This window comes from Peredibacter starrii (assembly GCF_034259205.1).
Lineage (GTDB): Bacteria > Bdellovibrionota > Bacteriovoracia > Bacteriovoracales > Bacteriovoracaceae > Peredibacter > Peredibacter starrii.
Genome location: NZ_CP139487.1, coordinates 2,532,987 through 2,552,140, shown reverse-complemented (window position 1 = coordinate 2,552,140; position 19,154 = coordinate 2,532,987). Strand labels below are relative to the sequence as shown.

20 protein-coding genes are annotated in these 19,154 nt (G+C 41.7%); 10 read left to right on the top strand and 10 right to left on the bottom strand.

Going from position 1 to position 19,154, the window contains the following annotated elements; translation table 11 throughout:
• The first annotated feature begins 88 nt into the window (after positions 1–88).
• The 3 genes from SOO65_RS12955 to SOO65_RS12945 all read left to right on the top strand — a co-directional run bounded on the left by SOO65_RS12955 (position 89) and on the right by SOO65_RS12945 (position 1,903).
• Positions 89–883 (top strand): thymidylate synthase, encoded by a 795-nt coding sequence (locus SOO65_RS12955; RefSeq protein WP_321390597.1) that lies wholly within the window; start codon positions 89–91, stop codon positions 881–883.
• 1 nt (position 884) lies between these two features.
• Positions 885–1,376 carry a dihydrofolate reductase gene (locus SOO65_RS12950; protein ID WP_321390595.1) on the top strand — a complete coding sequence of 164 codons (492 nt, stop codon included), beginning with the start codon at positions 885–887 and terminating at the stop codon, positions 1,374–1,376.
• A gap of 371 nt (positions 1,377–1,747) precedes the next feature.
• Entirely contained in the window at positions 1,748–1,903 is a 156-nt protein-coding gene (locus SOO65_RS12945; RefSeq protein ID WP_321390591.1) for a hypothetical protein, read from the top strand.
• A 39-nt stretch (positions 1,904–1,942) separates the two neighbouring features.
• On the opposite strand, the gene SOO65_RS12940 is transcribed toward SOO65_RS12945, so the two are convergent.
• On the bottom strand, positions 1,943–2,998 hold the full coding sequence (locus SOO65_RS12940; protein WP_321390588.1) for a hypothetical protein: 1,056 nt from the start codon (positions 2,996–2,998) through the stop codon (positions 1,943–1,945).
• Positions 2,999–3,236: 238 nt separating this feature from the next.
• Complete coding sequence (locus SOO65_RS12935) at positions 3,237–3,860, bottom strand: hypothetical protein (protein ID WP_321390585.1); 624 nt, start codon at positions 3,858–3,860, stop codon at positions 3,237–3,239.
• 64 nt (positions 3,861–3,924) lie between these two features.
• Here SOO65_RS12935 and SOO65_RS12930 point away from each other — a divergent pair, with 64 nt between their 5' ends.
• Entirely contained in the window at positions 3,925–4,119 is a 195-nt protein-coding gene (locus SOO65_RS12930) for a hypothetical protein (RefSeq protein WP_321390583.1), read from the top strand.
• Here the strand turns inward: SOO65_RS12930 and SOO65_RS12925 are convergent.
• Complete coding sequence (locus SOO65_RS12925) at positions 4,070–4,822, bottom strand: M48 family metalloprotease (RefSeq protein ID WP_321390580.1); 753 nt, start codon at positions 4,820–4,822, stop codon at positions 4,070–4,072. The genes SOO65_RS12930 and SOO65_RS12925 overlap by 50 nt on opposite strands.
• Entirely contained in the window at positions 4,819–5,589 is a 771-nt protein-coding gene (locus SOO65_RS12920) for a zinc metalloprotease (protein WP_321390578.1), read from the bottom strand. The genes SOO65_RS12925 and SOO65_RS12920 overlap by 4 nt, the downstream gene beginning before the upstream one ends.
• Before the next feature lie 73 nt (positions 5,590–5,662).
• On the opposite strand from SOO65_RS12920, the gene ylqF reads away from it, so the two are divergent.
• Together ylqF and SOO65_RS12910 are read left to right on the top strand one after the other, a co-directional pair.
• Complete coding sequence (gene ylqF, locus SOO65_RS12915) at positions 5,663–6,634, top strand: ribosome biogenesis GTPase YlqF (protein ID WP_321390576.1); 972 nt, start codon at positions 5,663–5,665, stop codon at positions 6,632–6,634.
• Positions 6,635–6,640: 6 nt separating this feature from the next.
• On the top strand, positions 6,641–7,504 hold the full coding sequence (locus SOO65_RS12910; RefSeq protein ID WP_321390573.1) for a JmjC domain-containing protein: 864 nt from the start codon (positions 6,641–6,643) through the stop codon (positions 7,502–7,504).
• A gap of 4 nt (positions 7,505–7,508) precedes the next feature.
• Here the strand turns inward: SOO65_RS12910 and SOO65_RS12905 are convergent, their stop codons facing one another.
• Complete coding sequence (locus SOO65_RS12905) at positions 7,509–8,159, bottom strand: hypothetical protein (protein WP_321390568.1); 651 nt, start codon at positions 8,157–8,159, stop codon at positions 7,509–7,511.
• Positions 8,160–8,202: 43 nt separating this feature from the next.
• Between SOO65_RS12905 and nrfH the strand changes: the two genes are divergently transcribed.
• Genes nrfH through SOO65_RS12895 form a run of 3 tightly spaced genes read left to right on the top strand, consistent with a single transcriptional unit; the run spans position 8,203 to position 11,337 of the window.
• Complete coding sequence (nrfH, locus tag SOO65_RS20825) at positions 8,203–8,685, top strand: cytochrome c nitrite reductase small subunit (protein ID WP_407676964.1); 483 nt, start codon at positions 8,203–8,205, stop codon at positions 8,683–8,685.
• Positions 8,686–8,696: 11 nt separating this feature from the next.
• Complete coding sequence (locus SOO65_RS12900; protein ID WP_321390564.1) at positions 8,697–10,049, top strand: ammonia-forming cytochrome c nitrite reductase subunit c552; 1,353 nt, start codon at positions 8,697–8,699, stop codon at positions 10,047–10,049.
• Position 10,050: 1 nt separating this feature from the next.
• A complete protein-coding gene (locus SOO65_RS12895) occupies positions 10,051–11,337 on the top strand; it encodes an acetyl-CoA hydrolase/transferase family protein (RefSeq protein WP_321390561.1) in 1,287 nt (428 codons plus the stop codon).
• Here the strand turns inward: SOO65_RS12895 and SOO65_RS12890 are convergent.
• The 4 genes from SOO65_RS12890 to SOO65_RS12875 form a co-directional block, all read right to left on the bottom strand.
• A complete protein-coding gene (locus SOO65_RS12890) occupies positions 11,327–12,253 on the bottom strand; it encodes a succinylglutamate desuccinylase/aspartoacylase domain-containing protein (protein ID WP_321390557.1) in 927 nt (308 codons plus the stop codon). The two genes, SOO65_RS12895 and SOO65_RS12890, sit on opposite strands and share 11 nt — an antisense overlap.
• 96 nt (positions 12,254–12,349) lie before the next feature.
• Positions 12,350–15,550, bottom strand: coding sequence for a S8 family serine peptidase (locus SOO65_RS12885; protein WP_321390554.1), 3,201 nt, complete (start codon positions 15,548–15,550; stop codon positions 12,350–12,352).
• Positions 15,551–15,679: 129 nt separating this feature from the next.
• Positions 15,680–16,483 (bottom strand): Fpg/Nei family DNA glycosylase, encoded by an 804-nt coding sequence (locus SOO65_RS12880; RefSeq protein WP_321390550.1) that lies wholly within the window; start codon positions 16,481–16,483, stop codon positions 15,680–15,682.
• Positions 16,484–16,550: 67 nt separating this feature from the next.
• Entirely contained in the window at positions 16,551–17,420 is an 870-nt protein-coding gene (locus tag SOO65_RS12875) for an MBL fold metallo-hydrolase (protein ID WP_321390546.1), read from the bottom strand.
• A gap of 84 nt (positions 17,421–17,504) precedes the next feature.
• Between SOO65_RS12875 and SOO65_RS12870 the strand changes: the two genes are divergently transcribed.
• A complete protein-coding gene (locus SOO65_RS12870) occupies positions 17,505–18,455 on the top strand; it encodes a GlxA family transcriptional regulator (protein WP_321390542.1) in 951 nt (316 codons plus the stop codon).
• A gap of 186 nt (positions 18,456–18,641) precedes the next feature.
• Here the strand turns inward: SOO65_RS12870 and SOO65_RS12865 are convergent, their stop codons facing one another.
• The gene (locus SOO65_RS12865) at positions 18,642–19,124 is read right to left on the bottom strand and encodes a carboxymuconolactone decarboxylase family protein (protein WP_321390538.1); all 483 of its coding nucleotides are present in this window, start codon (positions 19,122–19,124) and stop codon (positions 18,642–18,644) included.
• Between the last annotated feature and the right edge of the window lie 30 nt (positions 19,125–19,154).

Sequence of the window (19,154 nt, the reverse complement as noted above, 5' to 3'; positions counted from 1 at the left end):
CTGTCAAAACATTGTCGTTCGGGTGTTGTTGATCAATCCCTAGTATGTTTGGTATTCTTTTTATACACAAACACACACGGAGGGGCAGATGAAACAATACCACGAACTCATGCAAAGAGTGCTGAGTGAAGGTGTGAAAAAAGAAGATCGCACCGGCACAGGAACCCTATCTGTTTTCGGACATCAAATGCGCTTTAATCTTAACGAAGGTTTTCCTCTCGTTACGACTAAGAAGTGTCACATGAAATCTATCATCCACGAGCTACTATGGTTCTTGCAGGGTGATTCAAACATCAAATATCTAAAAGACAATGGCGTTTCAATCTGGAATGAGTGGGCCGACGAGAACGGTAACCTTGGACCTGTTTACGGTGTTCAATGGAGAAGCTGGAAAGCTCATGATGGTCGCACGATTGATCAGATTAAAAATCTTATCGACATGATTAAGAAGAATCCAGACTCACGTCGCTTGATTGTGAATGCCTGGAACGTAGCTGACGTTGATAAGATGGCCCTGCCTCCTTGTCACACGATGTTTCAGTTCTACGTAGCGAATAACAAACTTTCTTGTCAGTTGTATCAGCGTTCAGCGGACATCTTCCTAGGTGTTCCGTTCAATATCGCGAGCTATGCGCTTCTCACTCACATGGTGGCGCAGGTTTGTGGTCTTGGTGTTGGTGACTTCGTTCATACATTCGGAGATGCTCACCTTTATACAAACCACTTAGAGCAAACTGAGCTTCAGTTGTCGCGCACTCCGTTTGCGCTTCCTCAGATTAAGATTAATCCTGATGTGAAAGATATTTTCGGCTTTAAGTTTGAAGACTTCGAACTTGTTGGTTACGAATCTCATCCACACATTAAAGCTCCGGTGGCGGTGTAAAATGAGAATTTCACTTATCGTAGCGAAAGCTGAGAACAATGCGATTGGTTTGAATAACAAGCTTCCTTGGCATTTAAAGGACGATCTCCAGAACTTTAAGAAGCTCACGATGGGTCACCACATGTTGATGGGAAGAAAGACCTTCGAATCAATCGGTAAAGCACTTCCAGGCAGAATGAGCCTGGTGGTTTCTTCTGAACCGAAGGCCAATCAAGACAGCGTGTTCTGGTTTACTTCAATTTTCCGTGCCATCAAACAAGCAGAGAGAAATGGTGAAACAGAACTCTTCATTATTGGTGGAGAAAAAATTTACAAATATGCTCTCTCGTTAGTTGATCGAATTTATCTCACAGAAGTAAAAGGTGAAGTGAAAGGAGATGTGTTTTTTCCTCAGCTATCACTAAAGAACTGGAAGAAAATTTCTGAGCAATCTTTTTCGAAAAACACTGAGAACGATCACGATTTCACTTTTCAAGTGCTTGACCGCCGCTAACTTTAAAAACATTTAGAATAAGACCACTCCCAATCAGGGAGTGGTTTTTGTTATAATGATTTCACCGGGGATTTAAGGGCAGCGCCTTAAATCTATGCAAAAGAAAAGGTAATACTTTTCTGAGGGCAGACTGGAAAAAATGGTCATCTAAGATGACCATTTTTTTTATCAATTTCTTTCCACTATTCTCCATTTCATGTGATTTTGACTGTGGAAGATAGCTTAATTACTCAGTCGATTTTTCTAAATCACCAAGATCTTTGAAACCTTCACAAAAAATTTAGAACTCGGATTCATTATGGTTGTCTGAAGATTACCTGCGATTCAATATGGACCCATCTATGAATCAAACAGAACTTGGAGGTTCTAGGATGGAACGTAAATCATCATCACTTTGGAAAAATTTTTTGCTTCTGACAGTGGGCAGTTTGTTGGCGCTTCACTTAAATGTGTCGCAAGCGGCAGACGACAATTCTGGTAACACAAGCTCAGATGCCTCTGAATCGTGCACACTGGAAGTTGAATAAGTTTTGAGTCCAAGCCTGTAGGGCCGCTTTCGAGTGGCCCTATTTTATTAGCTCATTAAGTCCCGACAAATATCCCGTAAAATTTTCGACCTTTTTAATCGTCCACATAAAGTCCGGACGATCTCTTGATATCCATCTTCCACCAACAATATTTCCACCTGACGTGAGTTCTAACTCATAGTCGAGCTGTTGTTTTGAAATCAAATGGGAGAGTGTTCCGATTGTTGGATTCCAGGAACTTTTCAGGGCCACATCTACATAGTAGAGGGCCGTTCTTAGAATGACTCTTCGATTGGAACCTTTCACTCTGATGTCTTTCATAATGTGAGTGTTATAAGAAATAATCGGATGGTTCCACACTTCCAGATAGCGATCAATATCCATAATGAAGCTCTCACCCCGAAGACCCAACTTGTTGGCCAGTACCGTGTGAAATTCTCCAGGAGTCACATCATTATCGCAATTTTCATCATCAACAGGTCGGTAGCTTTCGCAGCGTTTTCCGAGCTGAAAACTATCAGGAACTGTCTCCAATGAGTAATAATAAGTGAGAAGAGCTTTAATATCAGCAGAGCCGAATGGAATAAGAATTCCATCCGGGTTCATCATCATTTTAGGTTGTGGTTCATTGTGGTTGATACTGGCGCCGGCCCACCCGTGACAGAGGCCCTCCCAATCAAGCGGTTTCTCAGGCAGATAATTTTCCACCAGATTTTTCAAGAAGTAATCATAGCGACCAAGCCACAAGTCATATTTCTCAGTGGCAGATAGTTGCTTCAAATCATCGATTGAATACCGTTTCAAATCTCTAGGGTGAGGCGAGGGATAATTTCTTGTCTCGTGGGTGGGAGAGTTCCAACGATAATTGACTGAACCAAACTTTAAACGCCAGGAATCACCTGACCAATGTTTTTTCTGATCTTTGATTTCACCTGTCAGAGGCAGATAATCAAAATTCATGAACATGCCTTGATCCAGATAGAGACCCTCAATAACGCCTTCTTTAAGGGCATTCTCGGATTTTTTTGCGTCTCCCGATTCTGTGATCGGTTTACCACAACTCACCAGAAGCAGAAGTATACAGAGTCTAATCATAGAAGGGGCCTCCGCAGCTTTCGCGATGCACTTTTTTAGCGGAGGCCTTCTGCATTCTGCAAATTTGAGAGATGAAATTCAGTCAATCTTAAGACGAAATTTGGATGATACGCTCTTCCATCGCAGAGTGTGGCGTTTTAAAATTTGTTCATGCCGGACTCATAGGAAGAAAAGGGTTAGACCCGATTCCGAATATGTACCGGAAAAAGGTCATGTCGCTCATGACCTTTTTTTATGTCTAAAATGTTGGTTGAAACCCTAATTGCCCCGGCACAAACACCGGTCTCATTCCTTGTGACTTGACCCAATCAAGAAACGGAGGAGCTGGCGCTCTCCATCCTTCCCACTCGAAACGTTGGGCCACATATCTCATCACTAATTCCAAGAAGTCTTTATCGTTACCATAGGGCATGCTGAGAAGGTTCAGCATGTCATCATCACCCACATAGAGTTTCACTTTCCTTCCAGAAACTTCAACAGGCCTAATGGCAAAACTCAGACCTTCGGCCATCTCATCTTTTGGATCATGTTTAGGGGCATTCGGATGACTAAAGAAGGGATGTGGTTCAAAGTCTCTCTGTTTCCATTCCACCGAGATCTCATGACGTTGAAGCCAACGAAGAAAAGCGCGGCCTTCACCTAATTCTTTTTCTTCCTTGGCGCCACTCGCTCTAAAGCCTCGATAAGCACGAATAAAAGAAACTTTATCAGGCATCTTTCTTCGAAGAAGTAATAAGGCATGTCGGTCACCAAATTTTGGTTCCCAGTATCGGCCTTCGGCCCAGACTTTCGCGAATGTGACGATGGGATTTGGTCGTTCTAGAACTTCAGAAATCCCGCCGTGGATTAGAGAATTAGTCATCTTAGACTATCTCGACACTCTTTCTTAAAATATTGAATAGATGAGGTATCCTTATGAAATTATTATGATTAATCAGCTGTTGGAAGGGATGAGTGTTTCATACAATGAAGTTGAGTCTACGATGTACCATTTGAGAGGATGGGACATTGGTCAAGGAAACTTCGAAAACGCAGACTCAAAAAAAACGGCCACATCATTCGTGGCCGTTTTTATTTATACCAACACAGCGGCCGCTGATTCGATTCGCATTCATTTTTAGAGGCATCATTAAAATCTAAACTCAGATTTGGAAGTTCATTGCAGGCGGAGGCATTCACGATTGTGTCTAGACGACATTGTCTTCCTGGATAAGAGTCCCGAATGAGAACAGGTGTAACTTCACCGTCTTTCACTTCACATGAAATGGGGAAGTCGTAGTTGAGATTTAAAAAATCAACTCCAGCAAGAGCTCCTCTTAAGCATAGTTGATCATCACCACATTTTGCTCTTAGATTGGGACCGATGCGAGTCGTATCGGCCGGGAAGATATTATCGCCTTCAGCAAGTTTAATCATTTCCTTAAAACAATAAAGTCCTGCATAGTAATCGGCCTGACCTTCACTACTTAAGAAACTCATTCCATCATGGGCCACAGGTCCTTCCCATTCCATCGGAATGTTCTTTCGAGGAGCACCACCAAAGAGATGTCCCAGTTCATGACAAATGATCATACGAAGACCATCTGGTGTCAGACGTGGAGATGAAAGAAGTCCGGAATTCACTACGACTTTCAGTTCCTGGAACAGATGATCGGCACTTGCCGATGCACTTTGATCTTCCGAGATTTCAAATTTAATCGGCTTCCCAAAAGTTGCCCATGAGACTGGTTGATACAATGAGTTCGCGTGAGAAATGATTTCCAAGCTCCAATTTGCTTGGGCATTGAAAGCAAGTCCTAAAAGAAGAACTGCTAGCTTCTTCATTTAGCGAACCAACAGGCCGGACGAGGTTGTCCTAGACTTCCTTGAAAAAGAGTATCAATTCGGCATTGGGTATCAGGATAGCTATCAAAGGTTGTGACTTTGACTTGTTTCTTGCTTGGAGTTTCGATTGATAGCTGTTCTTTATACTGAGACAGGTGCTCGAGCATGGCCGCAAAGCCCTCAATACCTTTGTTCGTATTCAGGCAAATAAGAAATTCTAATTCATTCGAGTAGGTTGTTCTACAGAGTGTGAAGGCCGTCTCAGAGAGCTTTTTTGGAATGGTTAGCTTCTTGGTTTGATTCACAAATTTAAAATAATTTTTCATACAAACCGAAGTCGCGAAATAATCGCTTTGACCTTCGGCCGATGACCAAAGAAACTCTTTGATTTTAATTCGTGGAGTTCCGCCTATAACGTGACCCAATTCATGACAGGCAGTAATCGCAAATGCTTCATCATTCATACCAGGGATTCGAGCCAGGCCTCCCCAGAAATTCAAAGTGTATTTGTTTTCATTTTCTCGGTTGGCCCAAGCAGTGAAATAAGGCTTCACCCAGTCTGTTGTAACGACAACGGAGGCCTTAATTTTTCGAAGGTTTTTGATGTGAATGGCATGAACGATATTCGGGATACTCAAAAAGCTACTTTGAGTAACGGTTGATGTGGTTTTATCGGTTACCAGAACCTGATAGCGATAGGTGTCCGGGTAATCGTGGGCCCAGGCCAATTGTGAGAGTAAAAGGAGGCAAAAAACCAGGGATTTCATAGGGAAAAAGTACCATGAAACCGGATTCCGGGACCTTTTCGGGTAATTTCTTCATAGGAAATAGGCCCCTTAAATGCTACAAATGCTTATGAATCCAAATAAGAAATTCAATAAGCCGGGTAAGCCCGCTCCTAAGCCAACTCCTAAGCCTAAAGCAGAGCCGGTTAAGTTCAAGATCGACGCTGAACCGAATGCCGCGTTCAACTGGTTTCCGGGCCACATGCTTAAGGCCATGCGTGAAATCAAGGCCAAGATCAATGCAGTTGATCTGGTGATTGAAATTCGTGATGCTCGTGTGCCTATCGTTTCTGGTAACCCGACTTTATGGGAAAGCATTGGTAGTAAGGCGCGCTTGATTCTTTTAAATAAAACGAATCTTGCCGATCCAGCCGCTGTAGCGAAGTGGGACGCCTGGTTCAAAGAAAAAGGTGAGCCGTATCTTTTCGTAAACTGTTTGGATAAAAATTCACTCAAGCAAGTTCTAAGCTATGCTCGTAAGATCATCGAAGACAAGCGCCGAGCTTGTAATAATGAAGTTGAACAAAAATCAAAATACGGTTTCATGATCATCGGTCTTCCCAATACGGGGAAATCGACTTTCATTAATTCAGTCGCCAATCGTAATGCGACAAAAAAAGCCGATAAGCCTGGTCAAACCCGTCACCAACTTTGGGTGGATGTGGATGAACATCTTCAGCTTCTCGATACTCCAGGTGTTATGCCCCCTGAGCTTGCAGTGGAAGAGCACCGTTTCTGGTTAAGTGCCATTAACGCTATCCCTGATGAGATTATCGGCGAAGAAGATCCGGCCTGCTACTTAGTTAGGTTCCTTCTTAAAAACAAGTCTGAGGCCTTTAAAGAACGTTATAAGCTTGAATCATTCGATATGAGTTTGGATGAGACTTTGACAAAAATTGCTACCGTTCGTGGCTGTTTGAAGCAGAAGGGTCTTCCTGATCTGGACCGTGTGTTTAAACTGATCCTTTTGGATTTCAGAGCAGGCGAGCTTGGTAAGGTATGTTTTAGTCTTCCTCCGAAAAATTAGGTCATTATGAAAACTGGTTTGGCGGCACTTATTAATTCATCGGCGGAATTTCAAAAGGCGTTCAAAGAAAATAGACCCTTTGTTGTTCACAATAACTTTGAAAATCTGAAACCACTGACTAGTCTTCCATTTCTTAATTCACTTGATGATCTTCTGAATTCCTGGCCCATGCCGATTCAGGCCCATCTTCCGGATGTGCGGGATGAAGCAAGTTCTATCGATACAACTAACAAAGATGCCCGAAAGCTTTTTGATAACGGTATGGGACTTCTCTTTAATGAGGCCCATCTGATTTCTCCGGTTCTAACCGATTGGTTGGAAGAGATTCGCCAAAATCTTGGTCTTCCTATGATGACCATTGGACGTTGTTTGATGTATGCCACTCCAGATGGTAAGGGCACGGCCCCGCACTTTGATCAGAACATTAACTTCGTCATTCAAGTTCATGGAACGAAGAAATGGATACTGGCCCCGAATGAAACGGTTGAGAATCCTTTGACCAGACATACAATGGGTCTTGAACCTGATCCGGAACTCGCGAGCTACCTCGAAGCTCCAATGCCGACTAAAATGCCTCATGAAACCATGAGTTTTGAACTTAAACCGGGCTCAGTCCTGTTTGTTCCTCGAGGTGTTTGGCATGAGACTGAGGCCGATGGAAACGCGCTCTCACTTAACTTCACTTATACTGCACCCTCGTGGATAGATCTCTTCTCTACGGCCTTGAGAGGACGTTTGGCACAATCTCCGGAATGGAGGGCAATGGCCCAGAAGTCTGAGGTTGAGTTGGATGCATTGCTGGATATGATTAAGGCGGATCTGCCTCATTGGAGAGCGAGAGATGTTCTAGAGGCGACTTTTGGTGAATGAACTTTCACCATTTTATATTGTTAAAAAATCTTTGAATCTCTCTAAAAACATCAACTATGTTTAGGTTCCCCAGATCATCTTTATTGACATGATCCCCATGGGCAAATTGATTTCTTATTGTTCTTGCCTTAATCAAATGAGGCAACGCTAAATCAGCCTCTGCGATATATCCCTTTTCAAACATTGCTGTAAGATATCTACCAAGATTGCCATTCGATAAAAGATCGCCTCTCTGGAATTTGGTAGAGGAGCTATTTTCAATGTAGCCTAGTACTGTAAGTTCTTTGAAGATTAATTCGAGCTTATTGAATAAAATGACAAGCGCAATTTCTACCGAGAGTATTTCATGATTTCCAAGAGCGGAGTTTTCAAAGACAAGCATGTGCTCTTGTTCATAACCGCATCCTAACTGTTCTTTAGAAATGAGTATTGATTCCTTCATGTTTGCATAGGCATTTGCATGAAGCATTTTCAATTGATCATAGATATGAAAGATCGTGTCATTTGCGTTTCTTATTGTTTCGGCGAAAATGATCTTGTTAATTTCTCCATCTTTTTCGTCTAGCAAGTAAGAGTTTGCTTCATCTGAAACTGATAATTCTTCAGAGTGTTTGAGGTTGCGAAAAAATGTTATCTCTGGGGTTTGTTTTTTCATGTCATTAATGATCTGTGATTTGCTGATTCTCGTCATGTCTTAAATGGATATTTTCTTTAAAATACTACCAAGGATGTCATTTGCTTTACGTTTATCTGCCATATTAGCCTGCCTCCTCGGTCTTGTGACTGGGATCGGATCTTTTACCTTTTTTTATGGTAAGGGCTACTCCTATCTCTCTGATGACCCTAGGGCCTGTGTTAATTGTCACATTATGCGTGATCAGTATGAAAGTTGGAGCAAGTCCAGTCATCATCACGTCGCCACATGCAATTCTTGTCACACTCCTGAAAATATTTATTTGAAGTATTTTAATAAAGCTGAAAATGGTTTCATGCATTCTTTAAAATTCACCACAGGACAATTCAAAGATCCCATTAGAATTCGGAAACATAATTTTGATATAACAATGAAATCCTGTTTCAAGTGCCACTCAGGTTTAATGAATTCGACACTTCATACTGAGGCAATTGAGGGAGGAGCTTCCTGTGTCCGTTGTCACAGGGAAGTTGGACATACACATTAAGTGGAGACTCTATGATGACTAAAGGAAAACTTCTTGGCCTTATCCTGCTGACTGCGGTGATTGGTGGGGTCGTGAGTTTTTTACTCGTAAATATTCTTGAAAAGAAGAACGAAGCAAAAAATCCTTATTTCAAGGTCGTCGAAATTTCAGACATGGAAGATGATCCTGAAGTTTGGGGCAAAAATTTTCCTCATCAGTATGATTCCTATAAAAGAACTGTAGATCAGAAGAGAACAAAGCATGGTGGATCAGAGGCGATTCCTCAGATTCCGTCAAAGGCCGATCCTCGAAGTATTGTTTCTCAATCAAGACTAGATGATGAACAGCTCAAAAGAATGTGGGCCGGTTATGCTTTCTCACATGATTTTCGTGAAGAAAGGGGCCACGCATACATGCTAGTGGACCAGGAATTTACCAAGAGACAAGAATTCTCCAAACAACCGGGCGCTTGTATCAATTGCCATGCTTCGACGTTTGTTCCCATGATGAAATTAGGTAATGGAGATCTTTATAAAGGTTTCCATGAATTGAATAAAATCCCTTATGTTGAGGCCAGGGCCAAGGTTAAGCACCCAGTGAGCTGCATTGACTGCCATAATCCTCAGAACATGGAATTAAGGGTGACAAGACCTGCATTTATGGAAGGTATTAAGGCCTTTAAGAAAACAACTGGTGTTCATAACTATGATGTGAACAAACAAGCGACTAAACAGGAGATGAGAACCTTCGTATGTGCTCAATGCCATGTGGAGTATTATTTTAAAGGTCCTGAAAAGACCCTTACTTTTCCATGGGACAAAGGTCTTAAAGGTGATCAAATTCTTAGCTATTACCGCGAGAATGGACACAAAGACTGGGTTCACGCAGAAACCGGAGCACCGGTTTTGAAGGCCCAGCATCCTGAGTTTGAAACTTTCAGTCAAGGAAGCCATGCCCGTGCCGGAGTTTCCTGTACAGATTGTCACATGCCCTATGAGAGAGTAGGTGCCATGAAATTGACCAATCACCACGTTCAAAGTCCGATGTTAAATGTAAATAAGTCCTGCCAGACTTGTCACCATGCGCCTGAGGATGAGTTGAAGGCACGGGTGTATACAATTCAAGAAAGACACCTTGAAATGAGAAAGAAGGCGATGGATGCTTTGATGCAGTTTATGGATAACATAAAGGCCGCCCAAGCAAAAAAAATAGATAAAACAAGAATTGAAAAGGCCCTGATCGTTCAACGTGAAGCTCAGTTCCTTATTGATTTTATCGAGGCAGAAAATTCAACTGGCTTCCATGCTCCTCAGGAATCAGCAAGACTTATCGTGAATGCCATGGACAAAATTCGAGAAGGCGAAATTATTTTATCAGGACGTTAATATGAAAATCTGTAACACCACTCGCGAAGTATTATCTGCAATTGATTCTAATCAAACAGTTTTTGTCCACGCCGGTGCGGCAACTCCTCAGTTCTTACTGGATGGACTTCTTGAAGAGGCCCCAAGACTAACTAATGTCGAATTATTGCATCTCCATACTGAAGGTGATGCAGCTTATGCAAAACCTGAGTATAAAAAATCGTTTCGGGTGACCAATCTGTTCGTTGGTTCCAACGTTCGCCCTTATATGGATTATGACAGAATTGATTATTTACCTTGTTTTTTGTCTGAGATGCCTGAGCTGATCCGATCAGGAGCGAAGAAAGTTGACGTTGCTCTTATTCAGGTTTCGCCACCAGATAAGCATGGTTTTGTGTCTTTAGGAGTGAGTGTCGATACCGCCAAGGCCGCAGTTGAGAGTGCTAAAATTGTGATCGCTCAAATTAACCCCCGCATGCCAAGAGTTCATGGGGACGGAATGGTTCACATAAACAACATTAACTATGCTATTGAGCATAGTACTGAACTTTATTCTCCGAAACCAAAAATTTTAACTGAAGTTGAAAAACAGATTGGGAAAAATGTGGCCTCCCTGGTTGAAGACGGAGCGACTCTTCAATTTGGAATTGGGGCCATTCCTGATGCGGTTTGTGCTGAGTTAGTTGGTCACAAGCATCTGGGCCTACATACTGAGATGTGGAGTGATGGTGCCTTTGAATTGGTCAAAAAAGGAGTTATTGATAACTCACTTAAAAAGTTTCACCGAGGAAAAGTGACCTCTGCTTTTCTAATTGGTTCAAGAAGTATGTATGATTTTGTGGATGATAATATGACGGTCTTAAATCTCGAGTCCGGGTATATTAATTTTCCCATCAACATTATGAGAAATCCAAAGGTCACGGCCATTAATTCGGCAGTCGAGATTGATCTCACAGGTCAGGTTTGTGCAGATTCAGTTGGGTCTCGAATTATTTCAGGAGTGGGTGGTCAGGTTGATTTTCTTCGTGCCGCCGCACTCTCGACTGGTGGGAAGCCCATCCTTGCCTTAACTTCGACCAGTAAAAATGGACATTCAAGAATTAAAACCGTGTTAAATACTGGTGCAGGTGTTGTAACAACGAGGGCCCATGTTCATTATGTCGTGACTGAGTATGGAGTTGTGAATCTTTATGGGAAAAGTCTTCATGAAAGGGCAAGACTCCTTATTCAAATTGCCCATCCGGACCATCGTGAGAATCTTGAAAAAGAACTATTTGCTTTAAACCAAAGCAGGATCATTAACCGGTGATTTCTTCTCTTGATTCAACAGGTCTTAGTATGAGAGCAAGTTCTACGGATTTTTTCGCGTAGTCGCCATACTTAGGAAAAAGAATTGAACCGTTAACATCTGAAGTTACTTCAGAGTGATCATTTTTGGCCAAAACTTCATTTTTTAACACTTTGTCGAAATTAATCATTTTTCTTGTGAGTTCTAAGTTGCCGTTCGGATTTTGGATGATCTGATGAAAGGTGAATGTGTTACTTACTGGAAACTCTTCAATTGGTTTCGTAAAATCAGTTTCGATGGCCTTGCGTGAAATCTCCAATCCAAGGCCGATTTGAGAATCTATAATTCCTTTCTGACCGGTTTCAATGGTCACACCCATTAGGCCTTTGCTAACCATATACGCCGTTGATGTTTTGCCTTTGAAGTTTCGTTTTTTATTATGTGTCACAATAGGCATGGACTGATTTAAATAACGGGCGAGGTTGTAAGACCGATCTTCATACTCAAAGATAAAAAATGGTGTTTCTGTGGCCCCGATCGTTTGATGAATATCAATTAATACGTCCGACGAGTTAAGAAATGACTCCAGCTCTTTGGCCCTCTTTTCCTCATTAGTCTTTACTTCCGCTAAATCGAAAGATCGGTTCATGTCTGTTTCAAGAAAACGTTTGTCTTCATAGAATGCTTCAACATTCCCAAGAATGAGTCGAAGATTCGATTTAATATTTAACTTTTTTGATTCAATTTCCTGGAGGAGATTAAAGAAGACCTCGATGCCACCAATTTCATTTCCGTGAATGAGAGTACAAATTGTAAGCGTCTTCGAATAAGGTCCCTTCAATTCGTAAACATTCGGGGCCAGTTCCTGAAAGTGAGCTTTAAGACAAAGATTCTTGAGCTTTTGGACTTTTTGTTGTCTCAGTTCTTTTTCTTGCATTGATTTATCATGCGCCAAAGAAGAACAAAAATCAAGGCGTGGAACAAAATGATCCCCTACAGCTTAATACAGCTGTAGAGGATCAAATTTTTTAGATTATTTTAAGATAATTTCCTGAAGATCCTTGCTCTCATCTCTCTTACCATCTGAGTTAGTTGGAGAGTAAAGAACGATTCCTTTTGAGCTTTCAGATTTCGCCAATTCAACTTTCTTCTTCTCATTGGCCTCAAGATTAATTTCTTCTGTCATCATTTTAATTTCTGACTCAGAAGCATCAATCGAATGCCACTTGTCTTTACCAGCAAGGAAATCATCCGGTTGTGTCGAGCTTTCATTGGTATCAATGCTCGCCATTTTAAATCTGATCTTTCCGGCTTCGGTTTTCGCGAGGTCAGCTAGTTTGATTTCCATTACAGAAACTGACGACTGATTGTAAGGTTTGTAAGTGGTCAGGCTAAGAAGAGCCTTTCTATAATCTTCAACTTTACCTTCATCGTTCTTCGTCTCACTTGTGTCACGCATCTCATCTTTCTTGACCGTGTCACCTTGAGTAAGACGTTGATAGATCTCATACTGATCTCTAAGTGTGCGTGCCTTTTTTGCATCAATGAGGAATGAATAGAATCCATTTGGGATTGCTTTGTTAAGACCAGGAAGGACTTCTGCTTGAGAAGCGACCCATTCCTGTTCTGCAACACCGTCATTGTCCGAATCGATAAGCACTGAAACTTCACAAGCTTCCCAGCTACTTACTGATTCATAAAGCTTTATACCCATTTGAAGGTAAGCATTCTTAACTTCTTTTTCTACATCGTTTTCTTTAACCTTTTCTGTGCGAGTTACAAATCTATAACCGGCCGACTTGATATCACAAGCGCGTGAGCGGATATGAGAGAGACTTTCAAGGTCTGGTTTTCTAACATCAGTATCGATGAGGTTAAATGGAAGAACAGTTCCTTTCATCGAGCTGTTGTTTTTAAGCGTTACTGAGAATTTATCTTCAACCTGATTAACCGCTACAGCTGAGATTTCAGAAGATTGGTGAACCACCGCAAGAACCGGGAAGCTCGCCATTACTTTTCCTGAATCATCAATGAGCTTAATGAAGCCGTCATAATTTGAGCGATCTTTATCGGTAAGGTTGAGATTGAAATGTAAATTCAGATCAAGCTTACCGCCAGCTTTAATGCTGAAGCTGCGAGATGTTTCATTAAGAACTAAACCTGGAGTTAATTCTGCTTTGAGCATGAATTCAATGTCTTCAGATGTTAAATTCGTAAGTGTGATATTTTGTTCTTTAATTTCATTTCTTGAAAGATCGACCTTACCAAGTGAGAAACTACCACGAGATGGAAGTACTTTGGCATTTACCGCTTTCATCACATCGACTCGGCCTGCTCCCTGCGATGTCACTGGGTAACGAACACCTTTATTATCACTAATGATCTTAGCTGTGCTCATAAGGATATATTTATGATCAAGTACTGAGAGATCTGGAAAGCGTTGTTTTACGAGGGCCATTACACCGGCCATGTGTGGAGAGGCCATCGAAGTCCCATTTAGTCTCGCTGCTTTTTCACCGCCGCCAGCTTTGGCAGAAGTAATAAGCTGACCCGGGGCCACGATTTCCGGCTTAATGATACCGTCTTCCGATCTTGGTCCTCTTGAAGAGAAGCCAGTGATTGTGTCGATAAATTCAGTTCTTGAGAACTTATACTCTGTTGAGAAAGAGAATTTCACTTCTTTATTGGCCTTCAGAGCTCCTTGAAGCTTCTGTCCTTGGGCCTTTGAGATCATAACTGCTGGGATGGTTAATTCACCATCGCCAACCATAGAAGATGGTTCTTCATCATTATTATTTGCGACTGCAACTCCGATAGCACCAGCTTTTAGAGCATGTCCAGCTTTCGTAGCGAATGGTTCACCACCACGATCAATGAGGGCAATTTTACCTTGAACTTGGGCCGCAAGTTCTGGACTTAGGGCCTCGTTAGCTAGACCGATATAAGCGATTTCCCCAGAAACAACTTCGCCTTCTTTTAATTTCTTTGAGAATTCTCCATAAACCGAAATGATATTTTCTTCGGCACCATCAATTGCGACTCTTGCTGCATCGACTTGAGTCGTATGAAGCATGTCATCGATCCCCGCTGCCACTGAAAAAGCGTCAACTGCTGTACTTGGAGCTCCTACGATAAAAGGAACACTTCCTGAGTTACCAGCTGCGGCCACAAAAGAAACTCCGGCCTTCACAATGTTTTTAACTGCTTCAGCGTAGTTAATTGATGGTTTACCGTATGGGCCACCAAGAGATAGGTTAACGATATCCATTCTGTCATCTGGATTTAAATCGCCATTTGGATCTACTGAATATTCAAGACCAGCGATTACCACTGCATCACCAGTTGAGTTTTGACCGAATACTTTAATGGCATACATTGTTGAATCTGGTGCCACACCATCGTAAGTGTTTACGCCATCACCGTGACCAGCGACTGTACCAGCTACGTGTGTACCGTGACCGTTATAGTCCAGTGGGTTCATATCTGGTTTTGGAATTCTGTGCTCTTTATACGGAGAGCCTGGTGAATAAAGATCACCAACGAGATCAATACCACCAACGATTTTATCGTTAGGGAACATTGATACTTCTTTTGTTGCATCGATGCCTTTATATTCCTCAACGCTTCCACTTCCGCCAAACATTTTGTGAGTATAATCGATGCCGGTATCAAGGATACCAATTCTCAGGCCTTTACCTGTAAGACCCATTGATTCACGGGCCTCTTTAGCTCCAATGAAACTAACCGAGTTCTTTTGCGTAAGGTCTTCGATAGTTTTAGTTAGGGCCTCTTTCGAATTATTTAGTGTCACTGGAGAAGGTGAATTAAAGAGTGACATTTCTCTTACGTTTTTAACCATTGGAAGTTGGTTAACTGCACCCATGATACTTGGGTGGGCAATGATTGTGACAGAGTTCATAACAAGCTTAGTGCTATAGAGAACCTGGATGCTTGGATCAAGTTTTTTGATTGATTCTACAAACTGTTGTTGCTGAGAAAGAACCAGTGCTTTCTGGCCTTCATCAATTTGAATGTGGGCACCATTGTATGAAGCCGATTCAAGAAGTGCCGGGGCATCTAAGCGAACCATGAAGGTAGCGACTTCAGCATTAACTTCTCTAATCGAAATGACATTCGAGTTTACCAAATCTAGTTTCTTCATTTGATCAGGGGATGTGTTGAATCCACATGAAGCAAGAAGGATTAGGAGTGATAGAGAAGGAATGGCTTTCATCTTACTGGTCCTTTTATAGTGTCTAAACTTTTGACACCCGTTAGGAATACAGAAAATCGTCTTTAGAAATCCTGTAACTTACGGTTCCAATTTCACTATTAAGGAATATTAGAGCAAGATCGATACCAGTTACTTCTGGCATTTAGGACAGTAGTACGTGCCTCTTTGAGCTAAGATAATTTTCTTTACGGGCGTCTTCTTACAGAGCTGACAGGTCTTCTGATAGAAAACCACTAAGTGCTGAACACCCTGGCCGTATTCACCTGTTGAGTCACGATAGCCACCTTGGAAAGTGGTTCCACCTGATTGAAGGGCGGGTTCTAAAACTTGTTTAATGGCGTTGAGGATTTTCGGGAATTCATCTTTTTTGATTTGCTTACATTTGCGAGTAGGACGAATTCCCGCGCGAGCGCAGATTTCGTTGGCGATATAGTTCCCAGATCCCGCGAAGAGTTTCTGATCCAGGAGAGTTACCTTGAGGGCGCGTTCTGGATAACGTTTAATCGCATTCGTAAGATATTCTATGTCGAACTCAGGATCAGCTAGATCAAGGCCCAACTCAGCAAGCTTTAATGCGGCTTCTTCAGCGCTGTAATAATACATATGACCGAAGCGGCGAGGGTCATCGTAAGCGAGGGTGTAATTCGGGCCTTTTAACGTCAAATGCGTGTGTTTGGTGGCCTTGATTGTTTCACCGATGAGCCACGTACCGGTCATTCCCAGGTGCGAAAGGAGATGCGATCCATCATCGAAGATGAAATCCAACATTTTGCCTTTGCGTTTAATCGTCACAAGAGTTTTACCGGTGAGATCGAGATCCGTGTGAAGGATGTTTTGCTTTAACTGCGGAGTCGTAGAGACTGAATCTATCTTCAGAGGAAGATATTCAGAGAGCTGGGAGCGGATGGTTTCGACTTCGGGTAGTTCGGGCATTATTTATAATTACCAGAAGATAGAAGAAAATCAAGGGCGAGAAGCCTCGCCCTTGAGTAATTAATTCTTATAGATTTAAATTTTCTCCATCCATAGGAATTTTAACATTTGAACTTACTTTCTTAGTTTCTAGATATTCTCTTAGTTGCTTTCTAGTAAGGATACAATGATTTATTGCTTCCATATGTGTTGCAATAACTGTTGCGTACGGAGCGTGCTTTACAACGGATACAACATCATTCTGGTCCATAATAATAGGGGGCTCACCAACAACAACCGCAGCTCCAGCATTCAAAATTATGATCTCCGGCCTGTGCAGATCAAGAGCTTTTTTGACTTCTTCATTCCAAACTGTGTCTCCAGCTAGGTAGATTTTTTTCTCATCTGGATGAGACAATACAAAACCTGAGACTGCTCCCAAGATAGGAAACTTTTTAACAGTTTCTTTTGTTCCATGAGTTCCCTGAGTCTTCGAAATAGTGATTCCTTCCCAGACAACTTTATCAGTAAGGGGAGTAACATTCTTAAAGCCCTGTGCTTCTAAGGCCTTCTCGTCCTCTTGGTTTTGAACAAAGATTGGCTTCTCTTTAGGGATTAGCCGTTGAGCTTCATCGTCCCAATGATCGAGGTGAAGGTGTGTAACAATGATTGCATCCACATCAATTACATCGTCAGCAGGAATTGGGAGGTCGACTAAAGGATTTCTGAGATGTGAGTTTGCAGTTCCCGGAAATCCTGGATAAGAGCCTTTTTTTGCCAGCATTGGATCGATCAACAACCTTTTACCAGAATATCTGATCTGTAACGTCGCATTTCTGACTTGAGTAATACTGATATCACTCTTCTTCGTGGTAGAATCTTTTTTGGCAAAACTACAGCTTGTAAGCAAAATTCCAGCTGTTAAGAATGACACTGTCTTCAATCTGAATAAATTCATTTTTTATCTCCTTGTGTTGATGTCAAACATACTTTTATTGACCTACGATTAGTAGTGGCGTATATGACCTAGAAGAGGTTAAATATGCCAAGACTAAAAAAACATATCGCTATTGGTATTCTTTTGTATCCAACTGCCACACCCACTATTTCTCTTCTTATGCGAGACATTTTTCTTACTGCCAATCAAGTGCTGGGAAAGAGTTACTACGACATTGAATTAATAAGTGTAGATGGAGAGACTTTTGAATTCCAAGATGTGGCCATCAAAACCAAGAAAGCGAACAAGAACTACGACATTTTATTAGTCTCTCCTTATTCTCGATCATCTGAAGATAAAGCCATAAATGAAGTAATCAGTGTCATTCAAAGTTACTATGCTAAAAAAACAAAGATAGCCTCTCCTTGTTTAGGTTCAATTATTCTTGCTCAGTCTGGCATCCTTAAAGGCAAAGAAGCCACTACCCATTGGGCAGCTCTGGATGATGCCCAAAAGCGGTTTCCTGATGTGAAATGGAACTCTAAAGACATGTTATGCAAGACCGGAACAGTTACAACAGCAGGGGGATATCTAGCAGCAGTTGACCTAATTTTGAATTTAGTTTCAGAAACTAGCAATAAAAAGACAGCTCATGAAATTGGCCGTCTTTTACTAGCTGAAAGTAGTCGTGAGAAACAATCAGTGTATGCAACAAGCCTTATCTCGCATAAAGACGAGACTTCAACTTTTTATGCATTGGAATCTTGGATAGAGAAAAATATAAGTAAGGACATAACTGTTCCAATGATGTCGGATTTTAGCAACATGAGCTTACGAAATTTTCAGCGGCAGTTCACTGAGATACATGGTGTAAGTCCCAAAGGCTATCTACAACTTAAGCGTATTGAGAAAGCGAAGGCCTTGCTTCGTGACACACGACTTAGTGTCGATTTAATAGTAGAGAAAATCGGCTTAAGTGATGTCTCTTCATTTAGAAAGCTATTCCAGCGAGAAGTAGGAATGACTCCGGCAGAGTACAGGAAACGTATTAAATAAGACATTAATCTCAGGGACAAGAGGGGCGAGGTTGTTAGTAAACGCCGTTTAACTTCGGTAAACCAAAAAGAAGAGAACAGACTCGTATTCAGCACAAAAACTGAAAGGACAGAGAGCTTAGTAGCTATCGAACGAATTCGGATGAACTTCAAAAACAAGGGCGAGATACCTCGCCCTTCAGGGTATTTATAAACTGTATCCTGCTTTCTCTAGTCCTTGAGCTGCATCTCGCGATCCAATTTCTGCCTGAGCTAAAATTTGAATTCTATTCCATAAGTTGATAAGACCAATCGCAAAAGTTAATTCTGAGATTTCAGAGTCTGAAAAATGCTCTTTTACAGTTGCATAAACCTCATCTGTCACTCCATGTTTGCCTAGCTGAGTAAGTGCTTCCGTAAGTTCAAGCGCCGCTTTTTCTTTTGCTGTAAAAAGGTGGGAGTCGCGCCAGATTGGAACGTGAAACATTCTAATTTCTTTTTCCCCTGCAATTTTCCCTTGTTTTACATGGATATCGAGACAAAAGGCACATCCATTAATTTGAGACGCTCTGATTTCAACGAGGTTTTTGATTGTGTGATCAATAGATGACTTGTAAGAGGCTATGCTAAGGTCAAAAAGTTCTTTCATAAGTCCGGGAACGGTTTCAAAGTGATTTAGACGAGCATTCATGAATTATTCCTTTTTTGGTTATTTCATGAA